Raw genomic sequence first — 23,288 nt, 5'->3', positions numbered from 1 at the left:
CCGGTCCAACGGGGTCCCCGTCCCTCCGCGCCGGCAGCGCCGCGGACGGGCGGGGCCCACGACACACCTCACTGACGTACCACCAGGGAAAGGCCCTTTCGAACGATGCTTGACGTCGAGTCGGACCGGACATCCGCTTCCGGCATACCCGTCACGGGTGGGCAGTCCGGTATCTGGCTTGCCCAGCAGATCGACCCGGACAGCTCCGCCTACAACATCGTTTTCACCCTGGACCTGCGTGGTCACATCGACCTCGACCGCCTGGCCGCCTCCGTCCGGCAGGCCGTCGGGGAAGCCGAGAGCCTGCACGTGCGGGTCGGCGCCGGAGACGGCGGACCCCGGCAGACGCCCGCACCCGTCCCCTTCGACGTCACCGTCGTCGACCTGCGCAGCGCCCCGGACCCCGAGCGGGCCGCCGCCGACTGGATGGACGCCGAGCGCGACCGCCCGGCCGATCCGGCCCGGGGCGCCCTCTTCGCCCAGGTCCTGCTGCGCCTGACGGACGACCATGTCACCTGGTACCAGCGCTACCACCACATCGTCAACGACGGCATGGGCGTCGCGCTGATCACGCGCCGGGCGGGGGAGATCTACACCGACGGCGACCGGTCTCCCGCCCCCGGCGACTGGCGGATCTCCCGCTTGGTCGAGGCCGATCTCGCCTACCGCGCCTCGGACCGCCACCAGGAGGACCGCGCCTACTGGCTGGCCCGCATGGCCGGACGCCCCGAGCCCGTACGCCTCGTGGAACGCGCCCCGGCGCTCATGACACGGCGGCTGCGACGTACCTCGGAACTCTCCGCCGCGGACGTCCGGTCGCTGCACGCCGCCGCCGAGCGGGCCGGCACCCGCGTCTCCCGCCTGCTGATCGCGGCCGTGGCCGCCTACCTGCACCGCGTCAGCGGTGAGCGTGACCTCGTCCTCGGCCTGCCGGTCGCCGCCCGCCAGGACGCCGTGTCGGCCGGCATCCCCGGCATGGTGTCCAACATCGTCCCGCTGCGCCTCTCCGTCCGTCCGGACACGACCGGCGGCGAGCTGCTGGCCGGCGTACGTGCCGCGGTCGCCGAGGCCGTCGACCACGGGCGCTACCGCGCCGAGGACCTGGCCAGGGAACTGGGCCTGGCCGACGGCGTGCCCGAACTCGTCGGCCCGACGGTCAACATCCTGCCCCGCGGCGACGACCTGCGGTTCTCCGGCCACGCGAGCCAACTCGAACCGGTCTGGGTCGGCCCCGTCAGCGACCTGGCCCTCACCTTCGTCGAGACGCGGGGAGGACTCGGGCTCCGGGTCCACCTCGACGCCGACGCGGACATGTGCGACGCGGAGACCCTGCGCGCACACGAGCGCCGCTTCCTGGCGCTGCTGGCCGACCTGGCCGGGGACCCGGACCGCCCCGTCGGCCGTATCGAACTGACCTCCGACGCGGAACGCGCCCGGCTCCTCGACGAGTTCGGCGTGTCACCGCGTGAGACAGCGGAACTCTCCTGGCCCGCCGCGTTCGAGCGCCAGGTCCGCCGGGCCCCGGACTCCGTCGCCCTCGTCTGCGAGGACCGGGAGCTGACCTACGCCGAACTGAACGCGGCGGCCAACCGGCTGGCCCGCCTCCTCGCCGCCCGTGGCGTGGGCGCGGAGGACGTCGTCGCCGTGGCCATGCCGCGTTCCCCCGAACTCGTGGTGTCGCTGCTCGGGGTCATGAAGGCGGGCGCCGCCTATCTGCCGCTGGACGTCGACCACCCGCGGGACCGCGTCCGCTACATGCTGGACGACGCCGGGGCACGCACCGTCGTCACCACCCGTGAGCTGTCCGATGTCCTGCCGAACGCCGACGGCGTCGCCCATCTGCTGCTCGACGACCCGTCCGTGGCCTCCGAGTGCGCCGCCCTCGACGCCACGGACCCGGGTGTGCGCCTCACCCTGGACCAGGCCGCGTACGTCATCTACACCTCGGGCTCCACCGGTCGCCCCAAGGGCGTCGTCGTCTCCCACGACGGCGTCGGCAGCCTCGTCGCCACCGCCACCGACCGCGTCGGCATCACGTCCGACAGCCGCGTCGTCCAGTTCGCCTCCGCCGGTTTCGACGTGACGGTCTGGGACCTGATCATGTCGCTGTGCGTGGGCGGCCGCGTCATCGTCGTCCCCACCGAGCGGCGCGTCGCCGGACCCGCCCTCACGGACTACATCGCCCACCACCGCGCCACCCACATGATCCTGCCGCCGTCCCTTGTCTCGGCCCTGCCGCAGGAGTGCGACCTGCCCGACGGCGCCGTGCTGATCGTCGGCACCGAAGCGGTGCCCAGCGAACTGATCGGCCGCTGGTCCGGCCGGCTCCAGGTGGTCGTCGCGTACGGCCTCACCGAAGCCACCGTCAACTCCACCCTGTGGATCGCCGCCCCGGACAGGCCGGGACCCGCTCCCATCGGCGAGCCCGACCCCAACACCCGTGCGTACGTGCTCGACTCCGCGCTCCGCTGCGTACCGGTCGGCGCCGTCGGAGAGCTGTACGTCGCCGGACGCGGCCTCGCCCGCGGCTACCTGGGCAGGCCGGGGCTCACCGCCGAGCGCTTCGTCGCCGACCCGTACGCGGCCGAGCCGGGCGCGCGCATGTACCGGACGGGCGACCGCGTCCGCTGGGCCGCCGACGGCAACCTGGAGTTCCTGGGGCGCGCCGACGGACAGATCAAGATACGCGGCCACCGCATCGAGCCCGGCGAGATCGAGAGCGCCTTCATGGCCTGCCCCGGCATCGCCCAGGCCGCCGTCCTCGTCCGCGAGGACCACCGGAGCGCCAAGCGGCTCGTCGCCTACCTGGTGGCCGAGGGGGGTACGGACGCGGACGCCTCCGTGGCGGACGCGCGCGCCCGGATCGCCGGGGCGCTGCCCGACCACATGGTCCCTTCCGCCGTCGTACGCCTCGACGGGCCGTTGCCGCTGACGCCCAACGGCAAGCTCGACCACCGCGCCCTGCCCGAGCCCCGGTGGACCGCGACGGCCGGCGGCGACGCGCCCACCACCCCGGCCGAGACCGCGCTCGCCGCGCTGTTCGCCGAGGTGCTCGGACTGCCGTCGGCCGGGGTCCACGACAGCTTCTTCGAGCTGGGCGGCGACAGCATCGTCGCGATCCAGCTGGTCAACCGCGCCCGCGACGCCGGGCTCGTCATCAGCCCACGCGACGTGTTCCGGCAGCGGACCGTGTCGGCGCTCGCCAGGACGGCGGGCCCGGCCGGCGCGGCCGGGGCGCCGGGGGCCGGGACGGCCGTACGGGCGGTACCCCTCGACGAGGACGCCCTGCCCGTCTCCCCGCTCCAGGAAGGCTTCTTCTTCCACGCGGAGTTCGACCCGGAGGCCGGCGACCTGTACGTCGTGCAGGAACTCCTCGACCTCGCGGGCACCGTCGACCCGGACCGGCTGCGTCGGTCCCTTCAACTGCTGCTCGACCGGCACCCGCTGCTGCGCGCCTCGTTCCGCCAGCTCCCGGGCGGCGACGTCGTCCAGCGCCTCCCCGGCCACGCGGCCCTTCCGTGGCGCGAGGCGGACACCGCCGACACCGCGCTGGAGGACCTGCTGCGCCAGGACCGCGCCGAGCGGTTCGACCTCGCCCGGCCGCCCCTGCTGCGGGCCACCCTGATCCGGGACGGGCAGCGTCGGCGGCTCCTGCTCACCCTGCACCACATCATCGCCGACGCCTGGTCGGTCGCCGTCCTGCTGCGCGAACTCACCGCCGTCCACCGGGGCGAGGCCCTGCCCGAGCCGCCCGCCCCGCGGCCGTACCTCTCCTGGCTGGCCGGCCGGGACCGCGACGCCGCCCGCGACGCCTGGCGGCGGGCGCTGGCCGGTCTGGACGGCCCCACCCGGCTGACCGCCTCCCTCCCTGCCCCCGCCCCCGGCTCCGCCGTCGCGACGGCGGACGAGCAGGCGGCACCGGCCGCCAGGTCCGAGCATGTGGACGTCCGGCTGCCCGAGTCGCTCACCGCCGACCTGACCGCCTTCGCCCGCGGCCACGGCCTCACCCTCAGCACCGTCGTGCACGGCGCCTGGGCCCTGCTGCTCGGTGGCCTGACCGGCAGCCAGGACATCGTGTTCGGCACCACCGTCTCCGGACGCACCACCGAGGTCGAGGGCCTGGACTCGGCCGTCGGCCTGTTCATCAACACCGTGCCGGCCCGTGTCACCCTGCGCGCGGGGGAGTCGTCCGCCGACCTGCTGCGGCGCGTCCAGGACGAGCACGCGGCCCTCCTCGACCACCAGCACCTCGGGCTCGCCGAGATCCAGCGGATCGCGGGCGGCGGTGAACTCTTCGACACGCTCGTGGTGTTCGAGAACTTCCCGTCCGGTGACCAGTCCACCGGACAGGACGAGGACACGTTGCGCGTCACCGGCGCCGAGGTGTTCGACGCCGTGCACTACCCGCTCGCGCTGATCGTCGAACCCGGCGCCCATCTGTCCCTGCGGTTCACCTACGACGCGGTCCGGCTCGGCCAGCTGTCCGTGGCCGTGCTCGCCCGCCGGTTCGAGGCGCTGCTGCGGGCCCTCCTGTCCGACCCCGCCCGCCCGGTCGCCCGGATCGGGATGCTGTCCGGCCGCGAGCGGGAGCGCGTGACCGCGCTGAACGCCACGGCGCACCCGCTGCCCGACGCGGACGCGACCCTCGCCTCGCTTGTCGCCGCGCAGGTGGCACGGACCCCGCACGCCCCGGCCGTCGTCTTCGAGGACACCACCCTGACCTACGCCGAACTGGACCGGCGCGCGGAGGCACTCGCCCGGCGGCTGCGGGCGCGCGGCGCGGGCCCGGAGCGCTTCGTCGCGGTCGCGGTGCCCCGTTCGGCGGAGCTGATGGTCGCGCTGCTCGGCGTGCACAAGGCGGGCGCCGCCTACCTGCCCGTGGACCTCGACTACCCTGCCGACCGCGTGGCGTTCATGCTCGCCGACTCGGGGGCCCGGACCGTCGTGACCACCAGTGACTCGGCCGGGCGACTGCCCGGCGTGCCGGGTCTCGAACACCTCGTCGTGGACCACGACGAGGACGCACCCGACACCCCCGGCGCGCACGCGGGACCCGACCACCCCGCCTACCTGATCTACACCTCCGGCTCCACCGGGCGCCCCAAGGGCGTCACCGTCACCCACCGGGCGATCGTCAACCGCCTCGCCTGGATGCAGGGCGCGTACGGCCTCACCGCCGACGACCGGGTGCTCCAGAAGACCCCGTCCAGCTTCGACGTGTCCGTCTGGGAGTTCTTCTGGGCCCTGGCCGAGGGCGCGACCGTCGTCCTCGCCCGGCCCGACGGCCATCGCGACCCGGCGTATCTGGCCGGGCTGATCCACGCCCGGCGGATCACGACGGCGCACTTCGTGCCGTCGATGCTGGCCGCGTTCGTCCAGGCGATGGACGCCGCCGCCGACACCCCGGACTGGACGGCGAGCCTGCGCCGGGTGTTCTGCAGCGGCGAGGCCCTCACCGGACCGGACGCCCGCCGCTGGCGGGAGCTGACAGCCCGGGGCGCCCACGGACCCGTCCCGCTGCACAATCTGTACGGCCCCACCGAAGCGGCCGTCGACGTCACGTACTTCCCGTACGAGGGCGGTACCGAGCCCGCCGTCCCCATCGGCCGGCCCGTGTGGAACACCCGCCTCCACGTGCTCGACGCCTTCCTGCGCCCCGTGCCGGACGGCGTGCCGGGCGAGCTGTACCTGGCCGGCGTCCAACTGGCCCGCGGCTACCACGACCGGCACCGGCTGACCGCCGAACGCTTCGTCGCCGACCCGTTCGGCGGGCCCGGCGCGCGCATGTACCGGACCGGCGACCTGGTCCGGCGCCGCGCCGACGGCGCCGTCGAGTACCTGGGGCGCACCGACCGGCAGGTGAAGATCCGCGGCAATCGCGTCGAACTCGGCGAGATCGAAGCCGCCCTGGCCGCTCTGCCGGGTGTCGCCCGCCCCGCCGTGATCGTCCGGGACGGGGCGCTCCTGGGCTACGCCGTACCCGCCCCCGGCGCCGCCCCGGACGGCGAGGCCCTCCACGGGGCGCTCGCCGGAGCACTGCCCGCGGCGATGGTGCCGTCGGCAGTCGTGGTCGTCGGCGAACTGCCGTTGACCCCCAGCGGCAAGCTCGACCAGAACGCCCTGCCCTCGCCGTCCGTCGTTCCCGGGGCCGGTGGCCGGGCGCCACGGGACGAGTGCGAACGCGCCCTGTGCGAGACCTTCACCGATGTCCTCGGCCTGACCGGGATCGGTGCCGACGACGACTTCTTCATGCTCGGCGGCGACAGCCTCACCTCGGTCGCCGTCGCCACCGGGGCCCGTGAAAGGGGACTGACCATCAGCCCGCGCGATGTGTTCGAGCACCGCACACCCGCCGCGCTCGCCGCGGCGGCCGCGAGCGCGCCCGCGGAGCCCGCTCCCGCCGGCCGGGGCGGTACGGACGCGCCCACCGGCGCCGTGACCGTCTCCGCCGCCGAGGCCGGGCAGGCGGCCGCCGCCCTCCAGGCCGTACTGGCCCAGCAGCAGCGGTCCGGTGCGGCGGCCGACCCGGCCCTGAAGGCGCTCCTGGACCAGCTGACCGCCGGTCTGCCGGTGGCGGAGCCCCCCGCCCCCGCCCCGCTGGGCGGACTGGAGCTGTCCCCGGAGGAGAACGCCCGCGTCGAGGCCGTCGCCGGGCTGCCGGTCGCCGACATCTGGCCGCTCTCCCCGCTCCAGGAGGGCATGTACTTCCACGCCACCTACGACACGGGCGACGCGCTCGACGTCTACCTGTCGCAGGAGACCCTGGACTTCGGCCACCGCCTGGACATCGCCCGGCTGCGCGCCGCCTGCTGGGCCCTCCTGGAGCGCAACGCCGGCCTGCGCGCCGGATTCACCAGCGACGGCCCGCCCCGGCCCGTGCAGTTCATCGTGGACGGCGCCGAGATCCCGCTGGTGGAGACCGATCTGTCCGGGCTGCCCGCGGAGGAACGGCGCGCCCGCGTGGACGCGTTGCTGGCCGCCGACCGCCGCAAGCGCTTCGACCTGTCGGCGCCGCCGCTGTGCCGCCTCCAGCTGATCCGGCTCGACGACGGCCGCGACCGGCTCGTCGTCACCCACCACCTCATCCTGTGGGACGGCTGGTCCGCGTGGCTGTTCCTGGAGGAGCTGTTCACGCTCTACGAGCGGGCCGGTGACACCACGGGCCTGCCCGCCCCCGGCTCGTACCGCGACTACCTGGCATGGCTCGACGAGCAGGACACGACCCGGGCCGCCGGCGCGTGGCGCGGCGCGCTCCGCGGTCTCGACGAGCCGACCGTCGTCGCCCCGACGGGCCGCGACGCGGATCCGGTCATTCCCGCCGACTTCGACGCGGTGCTGACACGCGAGACCAGCGACCGGCTGCGCGCCCTGGCCCGGCGGTACGGCCTCACCCTGAACACGGTGCTCAACGCCGCCTGGGGACTGGTCCTCTCCGCCATGACCGGCCGCGACGACGTCGTCTTCGGCACGGCGGTCGCCGGCCGGCCCGCGGACGTGCCGAATGTCGCCGGCATCATCGGCATGTTCCTCAACACCATCCCGGCACGGGTCCGGTTCGCGCCCGACGAGCCACTGCCCGACCTGCTGCGGCGCATGCAGTCCGAGCGGGCCGCGGTCATGCCGTACGAGTACGTCGGACTCGGCACGATCCAGCAGGAGACCGGCCACCGCCGCCTGTTCGACACGCTCTTCGTGCTCCGTTCCGCCGACGGTGAGGACCGGGCGGCGGCGCTCCGGCAGCGGCACGGCATCACCGGCGTGTCGAACGTGGACGGCACCCACTTCCCGCTCACGCTCATCGTCACCCCCGAGAGCCGGCTGCGGGTGACCCTGGCGGCCCGGCCCGACCTGTTCGGCCCGGAGGCCGCGACCACGGTCCTCGGACGGTTCACGACCGTCCTCGAACGGCTCGGGGAGAGCCTCGCCGCCCCGGACGCCGCCTCCGCCCGTACCGTCGGCGTGGACCTGCTGCTGCCGCCGGAGCGCGCCGCCCTGACGGCCGAGTGGGCCGCCAGCCGGGAGCCCGTGCCGAACGAGACCATCGCCGACCTGCTGACGGCCCAGGTCGCCCGTACCCCCGACGCCGTGGCGCTGGTCTTCGGCGAGCGGGCCCTCACGTACGCCGAACTGGACGCGCGCGTCAACCGGCTGGCCCGCCTGCTCCTCGCCCGGGGCGCGGGGCCGGAGAAGGTCGTGGCGCTGGCGCTGCCCCGTTCCATCGACATGGTGGCCGCGCTGTTCGCCGTCCTGCGCACCGGCGCCGCGTACCTGCCGCTCGACCTGGACCACCCGGCCGACCGGCTGCGGCTCATGGCCGAGGACACCGGACCCCTGTGCCTCGTCTCCACCACGGCGGTCGCCCCGGCCCTCCGCGGTGACGCCGGTGCGGCGGCTCCCGAACTCCTGCTGGACGACGAGGCCGTGGCCGCCGAACTGGCCGCCCTGCCCGGCGGGGAGATCGCGGACGACGAGCGGCCCGCGTTCGCCCGCGACGTGCCGGACCGGCTGGAGCACCCGGCGTACATCATCTACACCTCCGGCTCCACCGGCCGCCCCAAGGGCGTCGTCACCCCCTACCGGGGACTGACCAACATGCAGCTCAACCACCAGAAGGAGATCTTCGACCCGGCCATCCGCTCGGCCGGCGGACGGCGGCTGCGCATCGCGCACACCGTGTCCTTCGCCTTCGACATGTCCTGGGAGGAACTGCTCTGGCTCGTCGAAGGCCATGAAGTGCACGTCTGCGACGAGGACCTGCGCCGCGACGCCGAGGCGCTGGTCGCCTACTGCGACCGGCACCAGGTCGACGTGGTCAACGTGACCCCCACCTACGCCCAGCTCCTCATCGAGGAGGGCCTCCTCGACCGGGACGCGACGGCCGGCAAGCACCGCCCGGCTCTCGTCCTCCTCGGCGGCGAGGCCGTCTCCGACACCGTATGGACGAAGCTGCGCCGCACCGAGGGCACCTACGGCTACAACCTGTACGGGCCGACCGAGTACACCATCAACACCCTCGGCGGCTCGACGACGGACAGCGCGACCCCCACGGTCGGCCTGCCCATCCGCAACACCCGCGCCTACGTCCTGGACGCGATGCTGCGCCCGGTTCCGCCGGGCTGCCCCGGCGAGCTGTACATCGCGGGCACCGGACTGGCCCGCGGCTACCACGACCGTCCCGCCCTGAGCGCCGAGCGGTTCGTCGCGGACCCGTTCGGGGAGCCGGGCGAGCGGATGTACCGCACGGGCGACCTGGTACGGCAGCGGCCCGACGGCCTGCTCGACTTCCTGGGCCGCACCGACGACCAGGTGAAGATCCGCGGCTACCGGATCGAACTGGGCGAGATCTCCACGGCCCTGTCCGCGCACCCCGAGGTCGCCCACGCCGCGGTCGTCGTGAACGAGAGCACCGGCACGAAGCGCCTGGTCGGCTACTTCGCGCCGGAGGACGGCCCGGAGCCGGGCGAGCACCTCCTCCAGCGGCTGCGCGACCACCTGAAGGCGGGACTGCCCGACTACATGGTCCCGTCCGCGCTCGTCCCCGTGGACACGCTGCCGCTCACCGTCAACGGCAAGCTGGACGTACGGGCCCTGCCCGCCCCGGACTTCGCCGCGACGGGCACGAGCCGCGCTCCCCGCACGCCGCGCGAGGAGACGCTGTGCGCCCTCTTCGCTGAGGTGCTGGGCCTGCCCGAGGGCAGCGTCGGCATCGACAGCGACTTCTTCGAGCTGGGCGGCCACTCACTGCTCGCCACCCGTCTCGTCAGCCGTGCCCGCACCGCGCTCGACGCCGAACTCGCGATCCGCGACCTGTTCGAGGCGCCCACCGTCGCCGAACTGGTCGAGCGCGCGGCCCGCTCCGGCGCCGCCGCCCGCCCGGCGCTGACCGCCGGTGAACGCCCCGACGTGCTGCCGCTCTCGTACGCCCAGCAGCGGCTGTGGGTCATCCAGCAGATCGAGTGTGCCTCCGCCGCGTACAACTTCCCGCTGGTCATGCGGTTGCGCGGCGACCTCGACAGCGAGGCGTGGGGCGCGGCGCTCGCCGATGTGACGGCCCGGCACGAAGCCCTGCGGACGGTGTTCGTGGAACCGGACGGCCAGGTAGTCCAGCACGTACTGCCCGCCGAGGAGGCGCGGCCCGTCGTGGAGCGGCTGCGCGCCACCGAGGACGAGCTGCCCGCCCTCGTCGACGCGGCCGTCAACCGGCCGTTCGACCTCGCCGTCGAACCGCCGCTGCGCACCACCCTCGTGGAGCTGGCACCGCGGGACCATGTCGTCGTCCTGCTGCTGCACCACATCACCACCGACGAGTGGTCGGACCGCCCGTTCCTCCGCGACCTCGCCACCGCCTACGCGGCCCGTGTCTCCGGCGCGGCACCGCGGTGGGAGCCGCTGCCGGTCCAGTACGCCGACTACGCGCTGTGGCAGCGGCGCCTGCTCGGCGACCCGGCGGACGCGGCCGGCCTGGCGGCCCGGCAGCTGGAGTACTGGCGCACGGCCCTGGAGGGCGCACCCGAGGAGCTGGAACTGCCCACCGACCGGCCGCGCCCGGCACGGCCCGCGTTCTCCGGCGCCGAGCTGGACCTCGCGTTCGACACCGGCGTCCACGAGGGGCTCAGGCGGCTCGCCCGCGAGACCGGCGCCACCATGTTCATGGTGGTGCACGCCGCCGTGGCCGCCCTGCTGCACCGCATGGGCGCCGGCACGGACATCCCCCTCGGCTCGCCGATCGCGGGACGCGGCGACGAAGCGCTGGACGACCTGGTCGGCTTCTTCGTCAACACGCTTGTGCTGCGCACGGACCTGAGCGGCGACCCGAGCTTCACCGAACTGCTGGCGCGGGTGCGGGAGACCGACCTGGCCGCGTTCTCCCACGCGGACGTGCCGTTCGAGTCGGTCGTGGAGAAGCTCAACCCCACGCGCTCACTGTCCCGGAACCCGCTGTTCCAGGTCATGGTCGGCTATCACGCCCGCACGGGCGACGGACTGGAACTGCCCGGCCTTCAGGCGGACTACGTGCCGTTCCGGGTCCGCTCGGCCAAGTTCGACCTGGTGTTCAGCTTCACCGAGCACACCTCCGCCGACGGGGGAGCGGGCTCACTGGGCTGCCGTCTCGAATACGCCACGGAGCTGTTCGACCACGAGACCGCCGCACGCTTCGGCGACCGCCTCCTGGCGCTCGTCGCGGCCCTCGTCGCCGCACCCGGGCAGCCCGTCTCGCGGGCGGAGATCCTCGCCGACGACGAGCGGCGGATGGTCCTGGAAGGCTTCAACGCCACGGCCCGCGCGGTCGAGGAGGAGTCGTTCCCGGCGCTGTTCGCCCGGCGCCTCGCCGAGCGCCCCGACGCGGTCGCCGTCGTCGACCGCGCCCGCTCCGTGACGTACGCGCGGCTCGACGCCCGCGCCAACCGCGTGGCCCGGCTGCTGGCCGCGCGCGGTGTGGGCGCCGGGAGCGTGGTCGGCGTGGCCGTGCCCCGCTCGGCCGACATGGTCGCCACGGTGCTCGCCGCGATGAAGCTGGGCGCCGCGTTCCTGCCGCTCGACCTGATCCACCCGGCCGACCGCCTCACGTACATGATCGAGGACTCGCGGGCGGCGCTCGTGGTCGGCACCGAGCCGGTCGCGGGGAAGATCCCGGACGTGGCGGGCGTACCGGTGGTGCTGCTCGACGAGCCTTCGGTCGCCGCCGAACTGGACACGCTGCCCGAGGCCGCGGTCGAGGGGACGCGGGCCGGCCTGGACCAGGCCGCGTACGTCATCTACACGTCCGGTTCGACCGGCCGCCCCAAGGGCGTGGTCGTCCCGCACGAGGGCATCGCCAGCCTCGTCGCCACCGCCGTCGACCGGATGGGCCTCGCACGCGACAGCCGTGTCCTGCAGTTCGCGTCCATCGGCTTCGACGTCTTCGCCTTCGAGCTGTCCATGGCGCTGTGCCAGGGCGGCCGGCTCGTTCTCATCACCGACGAGGCGCGGGTCGCCGGACCCGCGCTCACCGACTTCCTCGCGGACCAGCGGATCACCCATATGATCCTTCCGCCGTCCCTCGTGTCGGCGCTGCCGCCGGGATGCGAACTGCCCGAGGGGTCGACCGTCCTGGTCGGTACGGAGACGGTGCCGCCGGACCTGTTCGAGCGGTTCGGCCACACGGCCCACCTGATCTGCGCGTACGGGCTCACCGAGGCGACCGTCAACTCCACGCTGTGGCCCGCGCGCGAGCACGGCGGACGCCCGTCGGGCCGGGTGCCCATCGGCCGGCCCGACCCCAACACCCGCTGCTACGTCCTGGACGACGGCCTGCGGCCGGTCCCGCCGGGTGTGGCGGGCGAGCTGTATGTCTCCGGACGCGGCCTCGCGCGCGGCTACCTCGGCAAGGCCGCCCTGACGTCGGAGCGGTTCGTCGCCGACCCGTACGGCCCGCCCGGCGGCCGGATGTACCGCACCGGCGACCGTGCCCGCTGGCGCCAGGACGGCAACCTCGACTTCCTCGGCCGGGTCGACACGCAGGTCAAGGTCCGCGGCTTCCGCATCGAGCTGGGTGAGATCGAGGCGGCCCTCGCCGGACACCCCTCGGTCGCGCAGGCCGCCGTGGTGCCCGACCGCGACGGCGACATCGTCCGGCTCGTCGGCTACGCCGTACCGGACGCCGGCACCCTCGACCCGGGGGAGCTGCGCGCCCATGTGGCCGGTGTGCTGCCCGAGTACATGGTCCCGGCGCTCGTCGTGCCCCTGGACGGCCCGCTGCCGCTGACCCCCAACGGCAAGCTGGACCGCACGGCGCTGCCCGCGCCGGACTGGGCCGCGATGACCGGAGGCGCGCTCCCGGTCACCGGGACACAGGCCAGGCTCGCCGAGCTGTTCTGCGAGATCCTCAAGCTGGAGAAGGTCGGTATCCACGACAACTTCTTCGCGCTGGGCGGCCACTCCATGGCGTCGATGCGGCTGCTGGCCCGTATCCGCGCCGAGTTCGGGGCCGAGCTGAGCATCCGGGACGTCTTCGACGCGCTGACCGTCGCCGGTCTCGAAGGCAAGCTGAAGGACGCGTCGACGGCCCGCCCGGCACTGCGACCGGCGCGGGAGCGCCGGCAGCCGCCGGTGGCGGCCCCGGTCCAGCGCTGGCAGTGGGACGCCCACCGCCGTGCCGCGCGCTTCGACCACGCGCTCGTCCTGCGCTCGTCCGGCGGTCTGGACGCCGACGCGCTGTCCGCCGCGCTCGCCGATGTGGCCGCTCGTCACGAGCCGCTCCGTACGGCGTTCACGGAACGGGACGGCGCGCTGTACCACCGGGCCGCCGGGCCTCCGGTGCTGGCGCAGGAGGACTGCGACGACCTGGAGGCACGCCTGACGGAACTGGCGGCCGGGGAGCCGGACCCGGTCCGTGGAGCGCCGCTCGGGGCCCATCTGCTGACGGCGGCCACGGGGCAGCAGGCACTGCTGCTGACCATGCACTACCTGGCGGTGGACGAGTGGTCCGTCGTCCCGCTCTTCCGCGACCTGACGGCGGCGTACGCGGCCCGTGAGGAAGGCCGCGCGCCCGAGTGGCCCCCACTGCCGGTCTCGTACGCGGACTACGCCCAGTGGGCCGGTGAGATCCTGGGCGACCTGGGCGATCCGGACAGCAGGGGCGGCCGGCAGCTCGCCTACTGGCGCGAGACGTTGCGGGACATGCCCGCCGGACCGGTCCTCCCGGCGGACGGGCCGTCCGCCACCTCGCCCGGCGCCGGGCAGGTGGGCTTCGTCCTCGACGAGCGGACGCACGCCGCCGTGGACGGACTGGCCCGCGCCACCGGCACCAGCATGTTCATGGTTCTGCACTCCGCCCTGGCGGCGCTGCTCACCGCCCATGGCGCGGGCACGGACCTGCCCATCGGCACGATGGTCGCCGGCCGCACGGACGAGCAGCTGGCCGACCTGGTGGGCTGCTTCTTCAACACGGTCGTGCTGCGTACCGACGTGGCGGGCGACCCGTCGTTCGCGGAACTGCTGTCCCGCGTGCGGGAGACCACCCTCAGCGCCCTCGACCGGCAGGAAGTCCCGTTCGAGGAGGTCGTACGGGCGACCGGACTGCCTCCCGAGGGCCCGCAGGTGATGGTGATCCATCACGAGCAGGCGGACCTGGAGCGGCTGGAAGGCGGCGTCGGCTCCCTCGACGCCGTACCGACCGGTGCGCCCCGGGCCCGGCTGACCCTCAGCTTCTACGAGCCGCGGGGTGACGGTCCCGTTCACTGCGGCCTGATCCACGCCACCGACCTGCTCGGCACCGCCGCGGCACGACGGCTCGCCGACGAACTCCAGTGGCTGCTGCGTACCGTGGCAGCCGACCCGCGGCAGCCGCTCTCGGAGCTGTTCACCGCCCTGTCCACAAGGAGGGACACCGTATGACCACCAACCCGTTCGAGGACCCGCAGGGCCGCTTCCTGGTCCTGGTCAACGACGAGAACCAGCACTCGCTGTGGCCGTCCTTCGCGGAGGTTCCCGCCGGCTGGCGGACCGCCTTCGGCGAGGACACGCGCGAGGCCTGCCTCGCGTACGTCGAGGAGCACTGGACGGACCTGCGCCCGGCGAGCCTCGTCGCTCAGCAGGGCTGACCGGCGCGGTACGGCTGACCGCACAACACGCCTGACCCGCACGGCCGGACGCCGCCGCCCAGGGAGCACCGCTCCGCGGGCGGCGGCGTTCCGCACGCGGGCGGTCCGCGGATCTCCGGGGCCCGCGACAGCACGAGGCTCCCGCCCGGATGTCATGGGCGGGAGCCTCGCGCGACTGGAGAGGGGCGGCCGGCGCTACTTTCGCAACACGCCCTGGGCAGGCACGGCCGGTTCCTGTTCCGGTTCCTGGCGGCTGTCGGACCACGCCGACCAGAGTTCGGCGTAGCGGCCGCCCGCCGCGACGAGTTCGTCGTGGGTGCCTGTCTCGACGACGCGGCCCTCGTTCAGGACGACGACGCGGTCCGCGGTCGCCGCCTGGGGGAGGCGGTGGGCGACCATCACGCCCGTACGGCCCTCCAGCGCGCGCAGGGCGGCGGTTTCCAGCACACGGGCGCCCGCGCTGCCGGCGTCGGCGGTGGCCTCGTCCAGGATCGCGACGGGCGGATCGGCGAGAACGAGCCGGGCGAGGGCGAGTTGCTGGGCCTGGGTCACCGTGAGGCGGTGACCGCCCTCGCCCACGACCGTGGCCAGGCCCTCGGGCAGCGCGTCGGCCCAGTCCAGCGCGTCGACGCGGGCCAGCGCGGCGCGCAGCTCCTCGTCCGTCGCCCCGGGGCGGGCCAGTCGCAGGTCCTCGGAGAGCGGGCCGGCGAAGACATGGACCTCCTGGCTGATCAGGGTGACGGACTGGCGGATCCCGGCGGGGCCCAGCTCCCGGGAGTCCACGCCGCCCAGGGAGATCGCACCCGTCGCCGGGGTGTGGACGCCCGCGATCAGCTTCGCCAGCGTGGTCTTTCCCGCGCCGCTGGCGCCGACCAGGGCCACGCGTTCGCCGTCCCGCACCTCCAGGTCCACCGCGCGGAGCACCGGGTGGCCGTCCACGTACGCGTGGCCGAGGTCCACCACCTCGACCGAGCCGTCCGCCGGCGCGGCGGCCCGGCCGTCGCGCTCCCGTTCGGCCGGGAGGCTGGACACGCCGACGAGACGGGCGAGGCTCGCGCCGGCGGACTGGGCGTCGTCGATGAGGAAGAGCGCCGCGTTGATCGGGTTGAACAGCCCGTGGAAGTAGAGCGCCGCGGCGGTCGCCGTACCGATGCTCACCGAGCCGCTGTCGACGAGGAGGAAGCCGGTGACGAGGATCGACGTCATGCCCATGAACTCGGCGATGTTCAGCCGGGAGAAGAAGCCCGAGACGAGGCGCATGCCCCGCGCCGCCAGGTCGACGGCCGCCTGTGACCGCTGCTCCAGCAGCTCCCCGTGCCGCCCGTTCAGACGGAACGCCCGTACCGTACGCACCCCGCCGACGCTGTCGAGCAGCTGGTGCTGGAGGGCGCCGGTCGCCACCCGGTGCGCGGCGTAGATGCGCGCGGCGCGCGGGATGTACCAGCGCACCGTGAGGACATGGACCGGGACGGACACCAGTACGGCGAGCAGGAAGCGCCAGTCGAGGAGGGCGAGACCGCCCAGCGTCAGCACGATGGTGAGGAAGGCGCTGACGAACTCGGGCAGCGCCTGCCGTACCGCCCTGGCGATCAGGGTGACGTCACCTGTCACCCGCGAGGTCAGGTCGCCGGAACCGGCCTGTTCCACCCGTTCGAGCGGCAGGCGCAGTGCCCGCGCGATGAACCGTTCCCGCAGGTCCGCGAGGACCGTCTCGCCGAGCCTGGCGACGAGGGACTTGCCGATGGCGGTCGCGACGGCCCTGGCGACGGCGACGGTCAGGAGGAGCACCATCGGCAGGGTCAGCGCGCTCGCGCCGCGCTCGTCCACGACCAGGTCCACGATGTGTCCGAGCAGCGGCGCGGTCAGCAGCCCGGTGCCCGTGCCGATGACCAGGACGGTCAGCGCGCCCATCGTCAGCAGCCGGTGCCTGTGCAGCAGTCCGCGGACGACGGCCAGGGTCCTGGCGCCGGTGGCGGTGGGCAGGAGCTCGCGTTCTGGCGTGCCGGGTCCGCTCATCGTCCGTGCGTCGTCCTTCTCGTCCGGGTCGTGTGGGTCTGGGTTCCGAGGGGTGGTCGTCATGCCAGCACCGCCGAGCGGTACGTCTCGTGGGCGCCGGCCAGTTCGGGGTGGCTGCCCCGGGCGGCCACCCTGCCCTCGTCGAGCATGAACACGACGTCGGTTCCGGCGAGCAGGGCGGGGCTGGTGGTGACCAGGACCGTGGTGCGGCCCCCGCGCAGGTCCCGCAGCCGGGCCGCGATACGGGCCTCGGTGACCGTGTCGACGGCGGTGGTCGGGTCGTGGACGACGAGCACCGGCGGGCCGGCGGCCAGGGCCCGCGCCAGTGCCACCCGCTGGCGCTGGCCGCCGGAGAGCGAGCGGCCCCGTTCGGTGAGGACGGTGTCCACTCCCTCGGGCAGGGCCTGGGCGACGTCGTCCGCCGCCGAGGCGGCCAGCGCGGCGCTCATGTCCGCCTCCTCGGTGTCCGATCCGGCCCGTACGTTGGCGAGGAGGCTGTCCTCGAAGAGGTCGGCGTCGTGGTGGGCGACCAGGATCGCGCGCCGGACGTCGTCCGGGTCGAGGTCGGTCAGGGGTACGCCGTCGAGTTCGACGGTGCCTTCGTCGGGGTCGAGTTCGCGGCCCAGGCAGAGCAGCAGGTCGTTCGCGGCGGCCGGGTCACGGGTGACCACACCGACGAGGCTGCCGGGGGCGATGTCGAGGTCGACGCCGCGCAGCGCGCCCTGGGTGACGCCGCGCAGCCGCAGCCGTCCGGCGACCGGCTCGGGGAGCGCGGACTTCCCGGCCACGACGGCGGGAGGCGAGGCGAGGATCTCGGCGATCCGGTCGGCCGAGGCGCGGCCCTGCGCGAACTCGCCGTTGACGAACGTGAGGAGCTGGAAAGGACCGAGGAGGTACTGGGCGAGACCGACGGCCGCCACCAGGTCACCCACGCTGATGGTGCCTCGCATCGCCAGATGGGCGCCGACGAGCCCGATCACCGCGATGAAGATGCCCGTCAGGGCGAGGATCGCGCCGTCGTGCCAGGCCCGGCTGCCGGCCGCGCGCAGCGCGGCGGACAGCGAGTCGCGGCTCGTCTTCCGGTACCGGTCGACCGCCGCCGGTTCGGCGCCGATCCCCTTCAGTACGCGCAGGCCGCTCACCAGATCGGCGGCGACCCCGGACGCGTGGGCCGCGTGCTCCTGCTCGGCCTCGCTGCGCCGTTCGAGCGGGCGGCTGATGAGATGGCCGATCCACAGCAGGGGCGGGACGCCGAGGAGGACGAGCAGGCCGAGCGGCACGGAGATACGGAGCAGCGCCACCGCGCTGATGGCCAGCCCGGCGAGCGCGGACAGCGCGTACGGCAGCGCGGAGGCGACGGAGCCGACGCGCCGGGCGTCGCCGGTCGCGACGGCGGTGAGCGCGCCGGGCAGCCGTCCGGAGTCGGCGCCGCCCCGCGGATCGAGCACGCGGGCGGCGAGGTCCTGCCGGATCCGGTGCGCGGCGCCTTCGCCCGCGCCTTCGGTGAGCCGCGCGGAGTTCCGGTAACACGTGGACAGCACGAGGAAGAGACCGGCGAGCACCAGCAGCCAGCGCAGGAGGGCGCCGGAGGAACCGGTCGCCACCGCCTCGTCGATGACCAGGCCGATGACCACGGGGACGAGCGCCTCGCACGCCTGGTGCGTCATGCCGAGGACTGATGCTCCGACGACGGGGCGGCGCTGGTCGGCGAGCGCTCTCCGGAGGACCAGGCCCCCCGTTGGTCCTCCAGCGGGTGGTCCTCCAGCGGGCATGCGCGGCCTCCACAAGAACAGGGCAGGATAGTTAGGTAAGCCTACCTTAATCGGGGACGGGATCGAGGGGGTGCGCGCGGCACCGGCGGTGGTCCGCGGTGCGGGCCTCGGCGCAGGCGGCACCGCCGCGTTGACCCCGTAGCGGCCGTACGGTTAGGCTCACCTAAGTTCCTCGTTCGTATGTCATATCGCTTGCGGCACCCCCATGTTCAACGCCTCGCGCGCTGCGTGGGGCTCGAAATCGCCGCCAGGGGAGTGGTCCTTGTCTGTCGAAGTCCGGGCGGCGTCCGGAAGCGAGACCGATGGTCCCGTCGTGCCCGCGGCACGTCCGGCCACGGCGGCCCTGCGCGGGCTCGGGCTGCTCGTGACGCTCGGCGCGCTCGTCCTCGTCTCGCTGATCAGTGTCTGGGTGGGCACCAGAGGGATTCCGTTCGCGTCGACATGGGACCTGCTGTGGAACCCTGACGGGTCGGAAGCCTCCGTCATCGTCCACGACTACCGCATCCCCCGCACTCTCCTCGGCGTCATCGTCGGAGTGGCCCTCGGGCTGTCCGGCGCCCTGATGCAGGCCCTGACCCGCAATCCGCTCGCCGACCCGGGACTGCTCGGAGTGAATCTGGGCGCCTCCGCGGGCGTCGTCGTGGCCATCGCGTTCATGGGCGTGGCCGCGCCGCTCGGCTATGTGTGGTTCGCCCTCGCCGGGGCGGCCGTGGCGTCCGTGGGCGTCCATCTCCTCGGCTCCTCCGGGCGGAAACTGGCCACCCCCGACCGGCTCGTCGTCGCGGGAGCGGCGGTGACCGCCGTGCTGTACGCCTTCAACTGGGGCGTGCTGCTCTTCGACCCGGAGGCGTTCGACCAGTTCCGCTTCTGGACGGTGGGCTCCCTCGCGGGCCGGTACTACGACATCGTGTTCCTCGTCCTGCCGTTCGTCGCCACCGGAACGATCATCGCGTTCCTCCTTGCCCCGTCCCTCAACGCCCTCGCCATGGGAGACCAGTTGGGGCGCGCCCTCGGCGTGAACGTCGGCCGTACCCGCGTGCTGGCGGCGGTCGCCGTGATGCTGCTGTGCGGCGCCGCCACCGCCGCCGTCGGGCCGATCAGCTTCGTCGGCCTGGCCGTTCCGCATGTCGCCCGGTTCCTCTCCGGAACCGACCAGCGCTGGGTGCTCGCGTACTCGATGCTGCTCGCACCGGTCCTGCTCATCGGCTCGGACGTGCTGGGCCGTGTGCTCGGCGCGCCGGGCGAGGTGCAGGTCGGCATCGTCACCGCGTTCATCGGCGCACCCCTGTTCATCGCGCTGTGCCGCCGTCGAAAGCTGGTCATGCTGTGAGTGCCGTGGAGGAGGCGGACACCTCCGTGCCCGGATCCGCCGAGACCCCCGCCCCCCGTGTCATCAGCGGCCGGGTCCTGCGCACCGCAGCGGGCGGTGTCTCGCTGCGCCTCCAGGGCCGTGTGTTCGCCGTGACCGCCCTGCTGTTCCTCGCGCTGATCGCCGTCATGGGTGTCACCCTGACCACCGGCGACTTCCCGCTCTCCGTCACGGAGGTCTTCCAGGCCCTGACCGGCACCGGATCCGACGCCGCGGGCTTCGTCGTCAACACCCTGCGCATGCCGCGCGTCCTGACCGCCGTCTTCGTCGGCGCGGCCCTCGCGGTGAGCGGTGCGATCCTGCAGAGTCTCACCCGCAACTCCCTCGGCAGCCCCGACATCATCGGCTTCACCAACGGCTCCGCCGTGGGCGCGCTCGTCGTCATCATCGTGCTGCACGGCAGCATGACCCAGATCGCGTTCGGCGCGCTGACCGGCGGTCTCGCCACGGCGCTCGCCGTCAACCTCCTCCTGGTCGGCCGGGGGTTGCAGGGTTTCCGGCTGGTCGTCATCGGCATCGGCGTCAGCGCCCTGCTGCTGGCCGTCAACTCGTACCTGGTCACCCGGGCGACCTTCCAGGAGGCACTGGAGGCCCAGGCATGGCTGATCGGCAGCCTGGGGAACCGGCTGTGGACGCACGCGAACGCCATCGGTCTCGCCCTCGCCGTTCTGCTGCCGCCGGCCTTCCTGCTCTCCCGCCGGCTCACCATGGTGGAGATGGGCGACACCACGGCCATGGCGCTCGGCGTCGACGTGCGGCGCACCCGCACCATTCTCCTCGTCATCAGCGTCGCGCTGGCCGCGTTCGCCACCGCCGTCACCGGACCCATCTGGTTCATCGCCCTGGCCGCGCCCCAGGTGGTCCGCAGACTCACCGGTTCGTCCGGGCCCGCGCTGCTGCCGTCCGCCCTCATGGGCGCCTTCCTGCTCGCCCTGAGCGACCTCGTCGTGCAGCGGGTCTTCGCACCCGCGCTCCTTCCCGTGGGCACGGCGACCGGCGCCATCGGCGGGCTCTACCTCATCTGGCTGCTGATCACCGAGTCGCGAAAGAGCCGCGTATGACTGCAACGAACGCCCCGCGGCCCCGGCTGCGTGCCGAGGACCTCACGCTCTCCTACGACCAGCGGACGGTCGCCACGTCCCTGAGCGTCGACATCCCCGACCACTCCTTCACGGTGATCATCGGGCCCAACGCCTGCGGCAAGTCGACGCTGCTCACGGCGCTGGCGCGGATGCTCAAGCCCAAGGCCGGACAGGTCTACCTCGACGGCGCCGCCATCGCCTCGTACCGCTCCCGCGAGGTCGCACGCCGCCTCGGCCTGCTCCCGCAGTCCTCCAGCGCGCCGGGCGGGATCACGGCCGGCGACCTCGTCGCCCGCGGCCGGTACCCGCACCAGCGGCTGCTGAAGCAGTGGTCCGTCGAGGACGAGGCGGCCGTCACCGAGGCGATGCGGCAGACCGGCGTACTCGAACTCGCCGACCGCCCCGTGGACGACCTCTCCGGCGGCCAGCGGCAGCGCGTGTGGCTGTCCATGGTGCTCGCTCAGCAGACCTCCATCCTTCTGCTGGACGAACCCACCACCTTCCTCGACATCGCCCACCAGGTCGAGGTGCTCGACCTGTGCGCCGAACTCCACGCCCGCGAGGGCCACACCGTCGTCGCGGTCCTGCACGACCTCAACCAGGCGTGCCGCTACGCGACTCACCTCATCGTGATGCGGCCGGGCGGCGTCATCGCCGCCGAGGGAGACCCCGCCACCGTCATGACCGCCGAGCTCGTCGAGGACGTGTTCGGCCTGCCCTGCCGCATCATCGCCGACCCCGAGACCGGCACCCCGCTGATGGTTCCGGCCGCCCCCAGGCGGTACCGGCCGGAGGACGGCGGCGCGGCCGGCGTCCCGTACCCGGCCACCGACTCCGTGCTCGCCGAAACCTCCTGAGGACGGACGACCGCCCATGATGCTCTGCACGAGGCTGACGAACGCGCGCTTCCTCACCATGGATCCGGAGCATCCGGTCGCTCACGACCTGGGCATCTGGCGGGGGCGGATCGCGGGCCTGGACGAGGCCGTCACCGCACTGCCCGCCCGCGAGGTGATCGACCTCCAGGGCGCCACCGTCCTGCCGGGATTCATCGACAGCCATGTCCACCTGGCGTGGACGGGGCTCAAGGCGGGCACCCCGAGCATCGCCGGCCTCGAACGCGTCGAGGACGTCCTCGCCGTCGTGGAGGAGGCCGTCTCCCGCGAACACGCCCCCGGGGAGTGGGTGCACATCGGCGGGTACGACCAGCGAGCCCTCGGGCGGCATCTGACCGCGGCGGATCTCGACCGGGTCAGCCACGGCCGGCGGGTGTTCGTGATGCACGACTCCGGCCATGCCTGCGTGGTCAACAGCACCGTGCTCGGCCTGCTGCCGGCCGAAGTCCCTCATGACAACGGCGTTCTCGTGGAGGGCGCGATGAGCGCCGTACGGCGCCTGCGGCTGCCGTACTCCCAGCGGGAGCTGGCCGACGCCATCGAGTACGCCGCGCACGCCTGCCTCGCCGAAGGCGTCACGGGCTGCGCCGAGGCCGGCATCGGCGGCGGCCTGCTGGGCCACACCCCCGTCGAACTGGGCGCCTACCAACTCCTGCGCGACCAGGGCCGCCTGCCCCTGCGGATCCAGCTCATGCCGGGCGCCGACATTCCGCGTCCGCTCGGCGCGCACGAGGACGACGGTATCCCGCGCGCGCTCGACCTCGGCCTGCGCACGGGATTCGGTGACGACTGGCTGTCCATCGGCGCTCTCAAGATCTACACCGACGGCGGCATGATGGCCCGTACGGCCGCCCTCACGGAGCCGTACGAGGGGATGACGCACACGGGCCGGCTCCAGGACGACCCGGAGCACCTCACCTCCCTCATCGTCGACGGCCACCTGGCCGGCTGGCAGCTCGCCGTCCACGCCATCGGCGACCGGGCCGCCGACCTCGCCCTGGACGCCCTGGAGCGGGCCCAGGCGCTGCGGCCCCGCACCGACGCGCGCCACCGTGTCGAGCACGCCGGGCTCATCCGGCCCGACCAGCTGCCCCGCTTCGCGCGGCTGGGACTCAGCGCCGTGATCCAGCCCAACTTCCTGCGTTACTTCGGCGACGACTACGCGACGATCATGGGCGCGGAGCGTGCGCCCTGGATGTATCGCGGCCGGGCCTTCCTCGACCACGGCATCACGCTCGTCGGCAGCTCCGACCGTCCCGTCACCGACGGATCGCCGCTGAGGGCCATTCAGTTCATGGTCGAGCGTGCCTCGCTCTCGGGGCAGCTCATCGGGCCCGACGAGGCGATCACCGTCGACGAGGCCCTGCACGCCTACACGGTCGCCGGGGCGTACGCCGCGCGGTGGGACGACAGCGCCGGCAGCCTCACCCCCGGCAAGCGCGCCGACTTCGTCGTCCTGGGCGACGATCCGCGTCGTGTCGACACGTCCAGGATCGGCGACATCGAGGTCGTCGCGGCCTTCGTGGACGGACGCGAGGCGACGCGGGCACGGAGGCTGTGAGCGCACCGGC

The 23,288-nt window shown here is 73.8% G+C and carries 8 protein-coding genes; 6 read left to right on the top strand and 2 right to left on the bottom strand.

What is annotated here, in order from left to right:
* The first annotated feature begins 105 nt into the window (after positions 1 to 105).
* Positions 106 to 14,376 (top strand): amino acid adenylation domain-containing protein, encoded by a 14,271-nt coding sequence (locus ACZ7LS_RS21380; protein WP_385130315.1) that lies wholly within the window; start codon positions 106 to 108, stop codon positions 14,374 to 14,376.
* Positions 14,373 to 14,582 carry an MbtH family protein gene (locus ACZ7LS_RS21375; RefSeq protein ID WP_356631317.1) on the top strand — a complete coding sequence of 70 codons (210 nt, stop codon included), beginning with the start codon at positions 14,373 to 14,375 and terminating at the stop codon, positions 14,580 to 14,582. The genes ACZ7LS_RS21380 and ACZ7LS_RS21375 overlap by 4 nt, the downstream gene beginning before the upstream one ends.
* A 195-nt stretch (positions 14,583 to 14,777) precedes the next feature.
* Here the strand turns inward: ACZ7LS_RS21375 and ACZ7LS_RS21370 are convergent, their stop codons facing one another.
* Together ACZ7LS_RS21370 and ACZ7LS_RS21365 are read right to left on the bottom strand one after the other, a co-directional pair.
* Positions 14,778 to 16,661, bottom strand: a complete 1,884-nt coding sequence (locus ACZ7LS_RS21370; protein ID WP_382667418.1) for an ABC transporter ATP-binding protein — start codon at positions 16,659 to 16,661, stop codon at positions 14,778 to 14,780.
* Positions 16,658 to 18,370 (bottom strand): ABC transporter ATP-binding protein, encoded by a 1,713-nt coding sequence (locus ACZ7LS_RS21365; protein WP_385130310.1) that lies wholly within the window; start codon positions 18,368 to 18,370, stop codon positions 16,658 to 16,660. Before ACZ7LS_RS21365 ends, ACZ7LS_RS21370 begins: the two co-directional genes overlap by 4 nt.
* Before the next feature lie 262 nt (positions 18,371 to 18,632).
* On the opposite strand from ACZ7LS_RS21365, the gene ACZ7LS_RS21360 reads away from it, so the two are divergent.
* Genes ACZ7LS_RS21360 through ACZ7LS_RS21345 form a run of 4 tightly spaced genes read left to right on the top strand, consistent with a single transcriptional unit; the run spans position 18,633 to position 23,278 of the window.
* A complete protein-coding gene (locus ACZ7LS_RS21360) occupies positions 18,633 to 19,700 on the top strand; it encodes a FecCD family ABC transporter permease (protein WP_382519514.1) in 1,068 nt (355 codons plus the stop codon).
* Positions 19,697 to 20,800 carry a FecCD family ABC transporter permease gene (locus tag ACZ7LS_RS21355; RefSeq protein WP_385130307.1) on the top strand — a complete coding sequence of 368 codons (1,104 nt, stop codon included), beginning with the start codon at positions 19,697 to 19,699 and terminating at the stop codon, positions 20,798 to 20,800. The genes ACZ7LS_RS21360 and ACZ7LS_RS21355 overlap by 4 nt, the downstream gene beginning before the upstream one ends.
* The gene (locus ACZ7LS_RS21350) at positions 20,797 to 21,678 is read left to right on the top strand and encodes an ABC transporter ATP-binding protein (protein WP_382519510.1); all 882 of its coding nucleotides are present in this window, start codon (positions 20,797 to 20,799) and stop codon (positions 21,676 to 21,678) included. The genes ACZ7LS_RS21355 and ACZ7LS_RS21350 overlap by 4 nt, the downstream gene beginning before the upstream one ends.
* A 19-nt stretch (positions 21,679 to 21,697) precedes the next feature.
* Positions 21,698 to 23,278: an amidohydrolase gene (locus tag ACZ7LS_RS21345; RefSeq protein ID WP_382667634.1), complete on the top strand. Its 1,581-nt coding sequence runs from the start codon at positions 21,698 to 21,700 to the stop codon at positions 23,276 to 23,278.
* Positions 23,279 to 23,288: the final 10 nt, after the last annotated feature.

This window comes from Streptomyces sp. NPDC039430 (assembly GCF_055639435.1).
This window is presented reverse-complemented; position numbering and strand designations above follow the sequence as displayed.

Excerpts from the sequence above, each read along its gene's own strand:
- ACZ7LS_RS21380 (WP_385130315.1), top strand. The coding sequence starts at position 106 with ATGCTTGACGTCGAGTCGGACCGGACATCCGCTTCCGGCATACCCGTC.
- ACZ7LS_RS21375 (WP_356631317.1), top strand. The coding sequence starts at position 14,373 with ATGACCACCAACCCGTTCGAGGACCCGCAGGGCCGCTTCCTGGTCCTG.
- ACZ7LS_RS21370 (WP_382667418.1), bottom strand. The coding sequence starts at position 16,661 with ATGACGACCACCCCTCGGAACCCAGACCCACACGACCCGGACGAGAAG.
- ACZ7LS_RS21365 (WP_385130310.1), bottom strand. The coding sequence starts at position 18,370 with ATGCCCGCTGGAGGACCACCCGCTGGAGGACCAACGGGGGGCCTGGTC.
- ACZ7LS_RS21350 (WP_382519510.1), top strand. The coding sequence starts at position 20,797 with ATGACTGCAACGAACGCCCCGCGGCCCCGGCTGCGTGCCGAGGACCTC.
- ACZ7LS_RS21345 (WP_382667634.1), top strand. The coding sequence starts at position 21,698 with ATGCTCTGCACGAGGCTGACGAACGCGCGCTTCCTCACCATGGATCCG.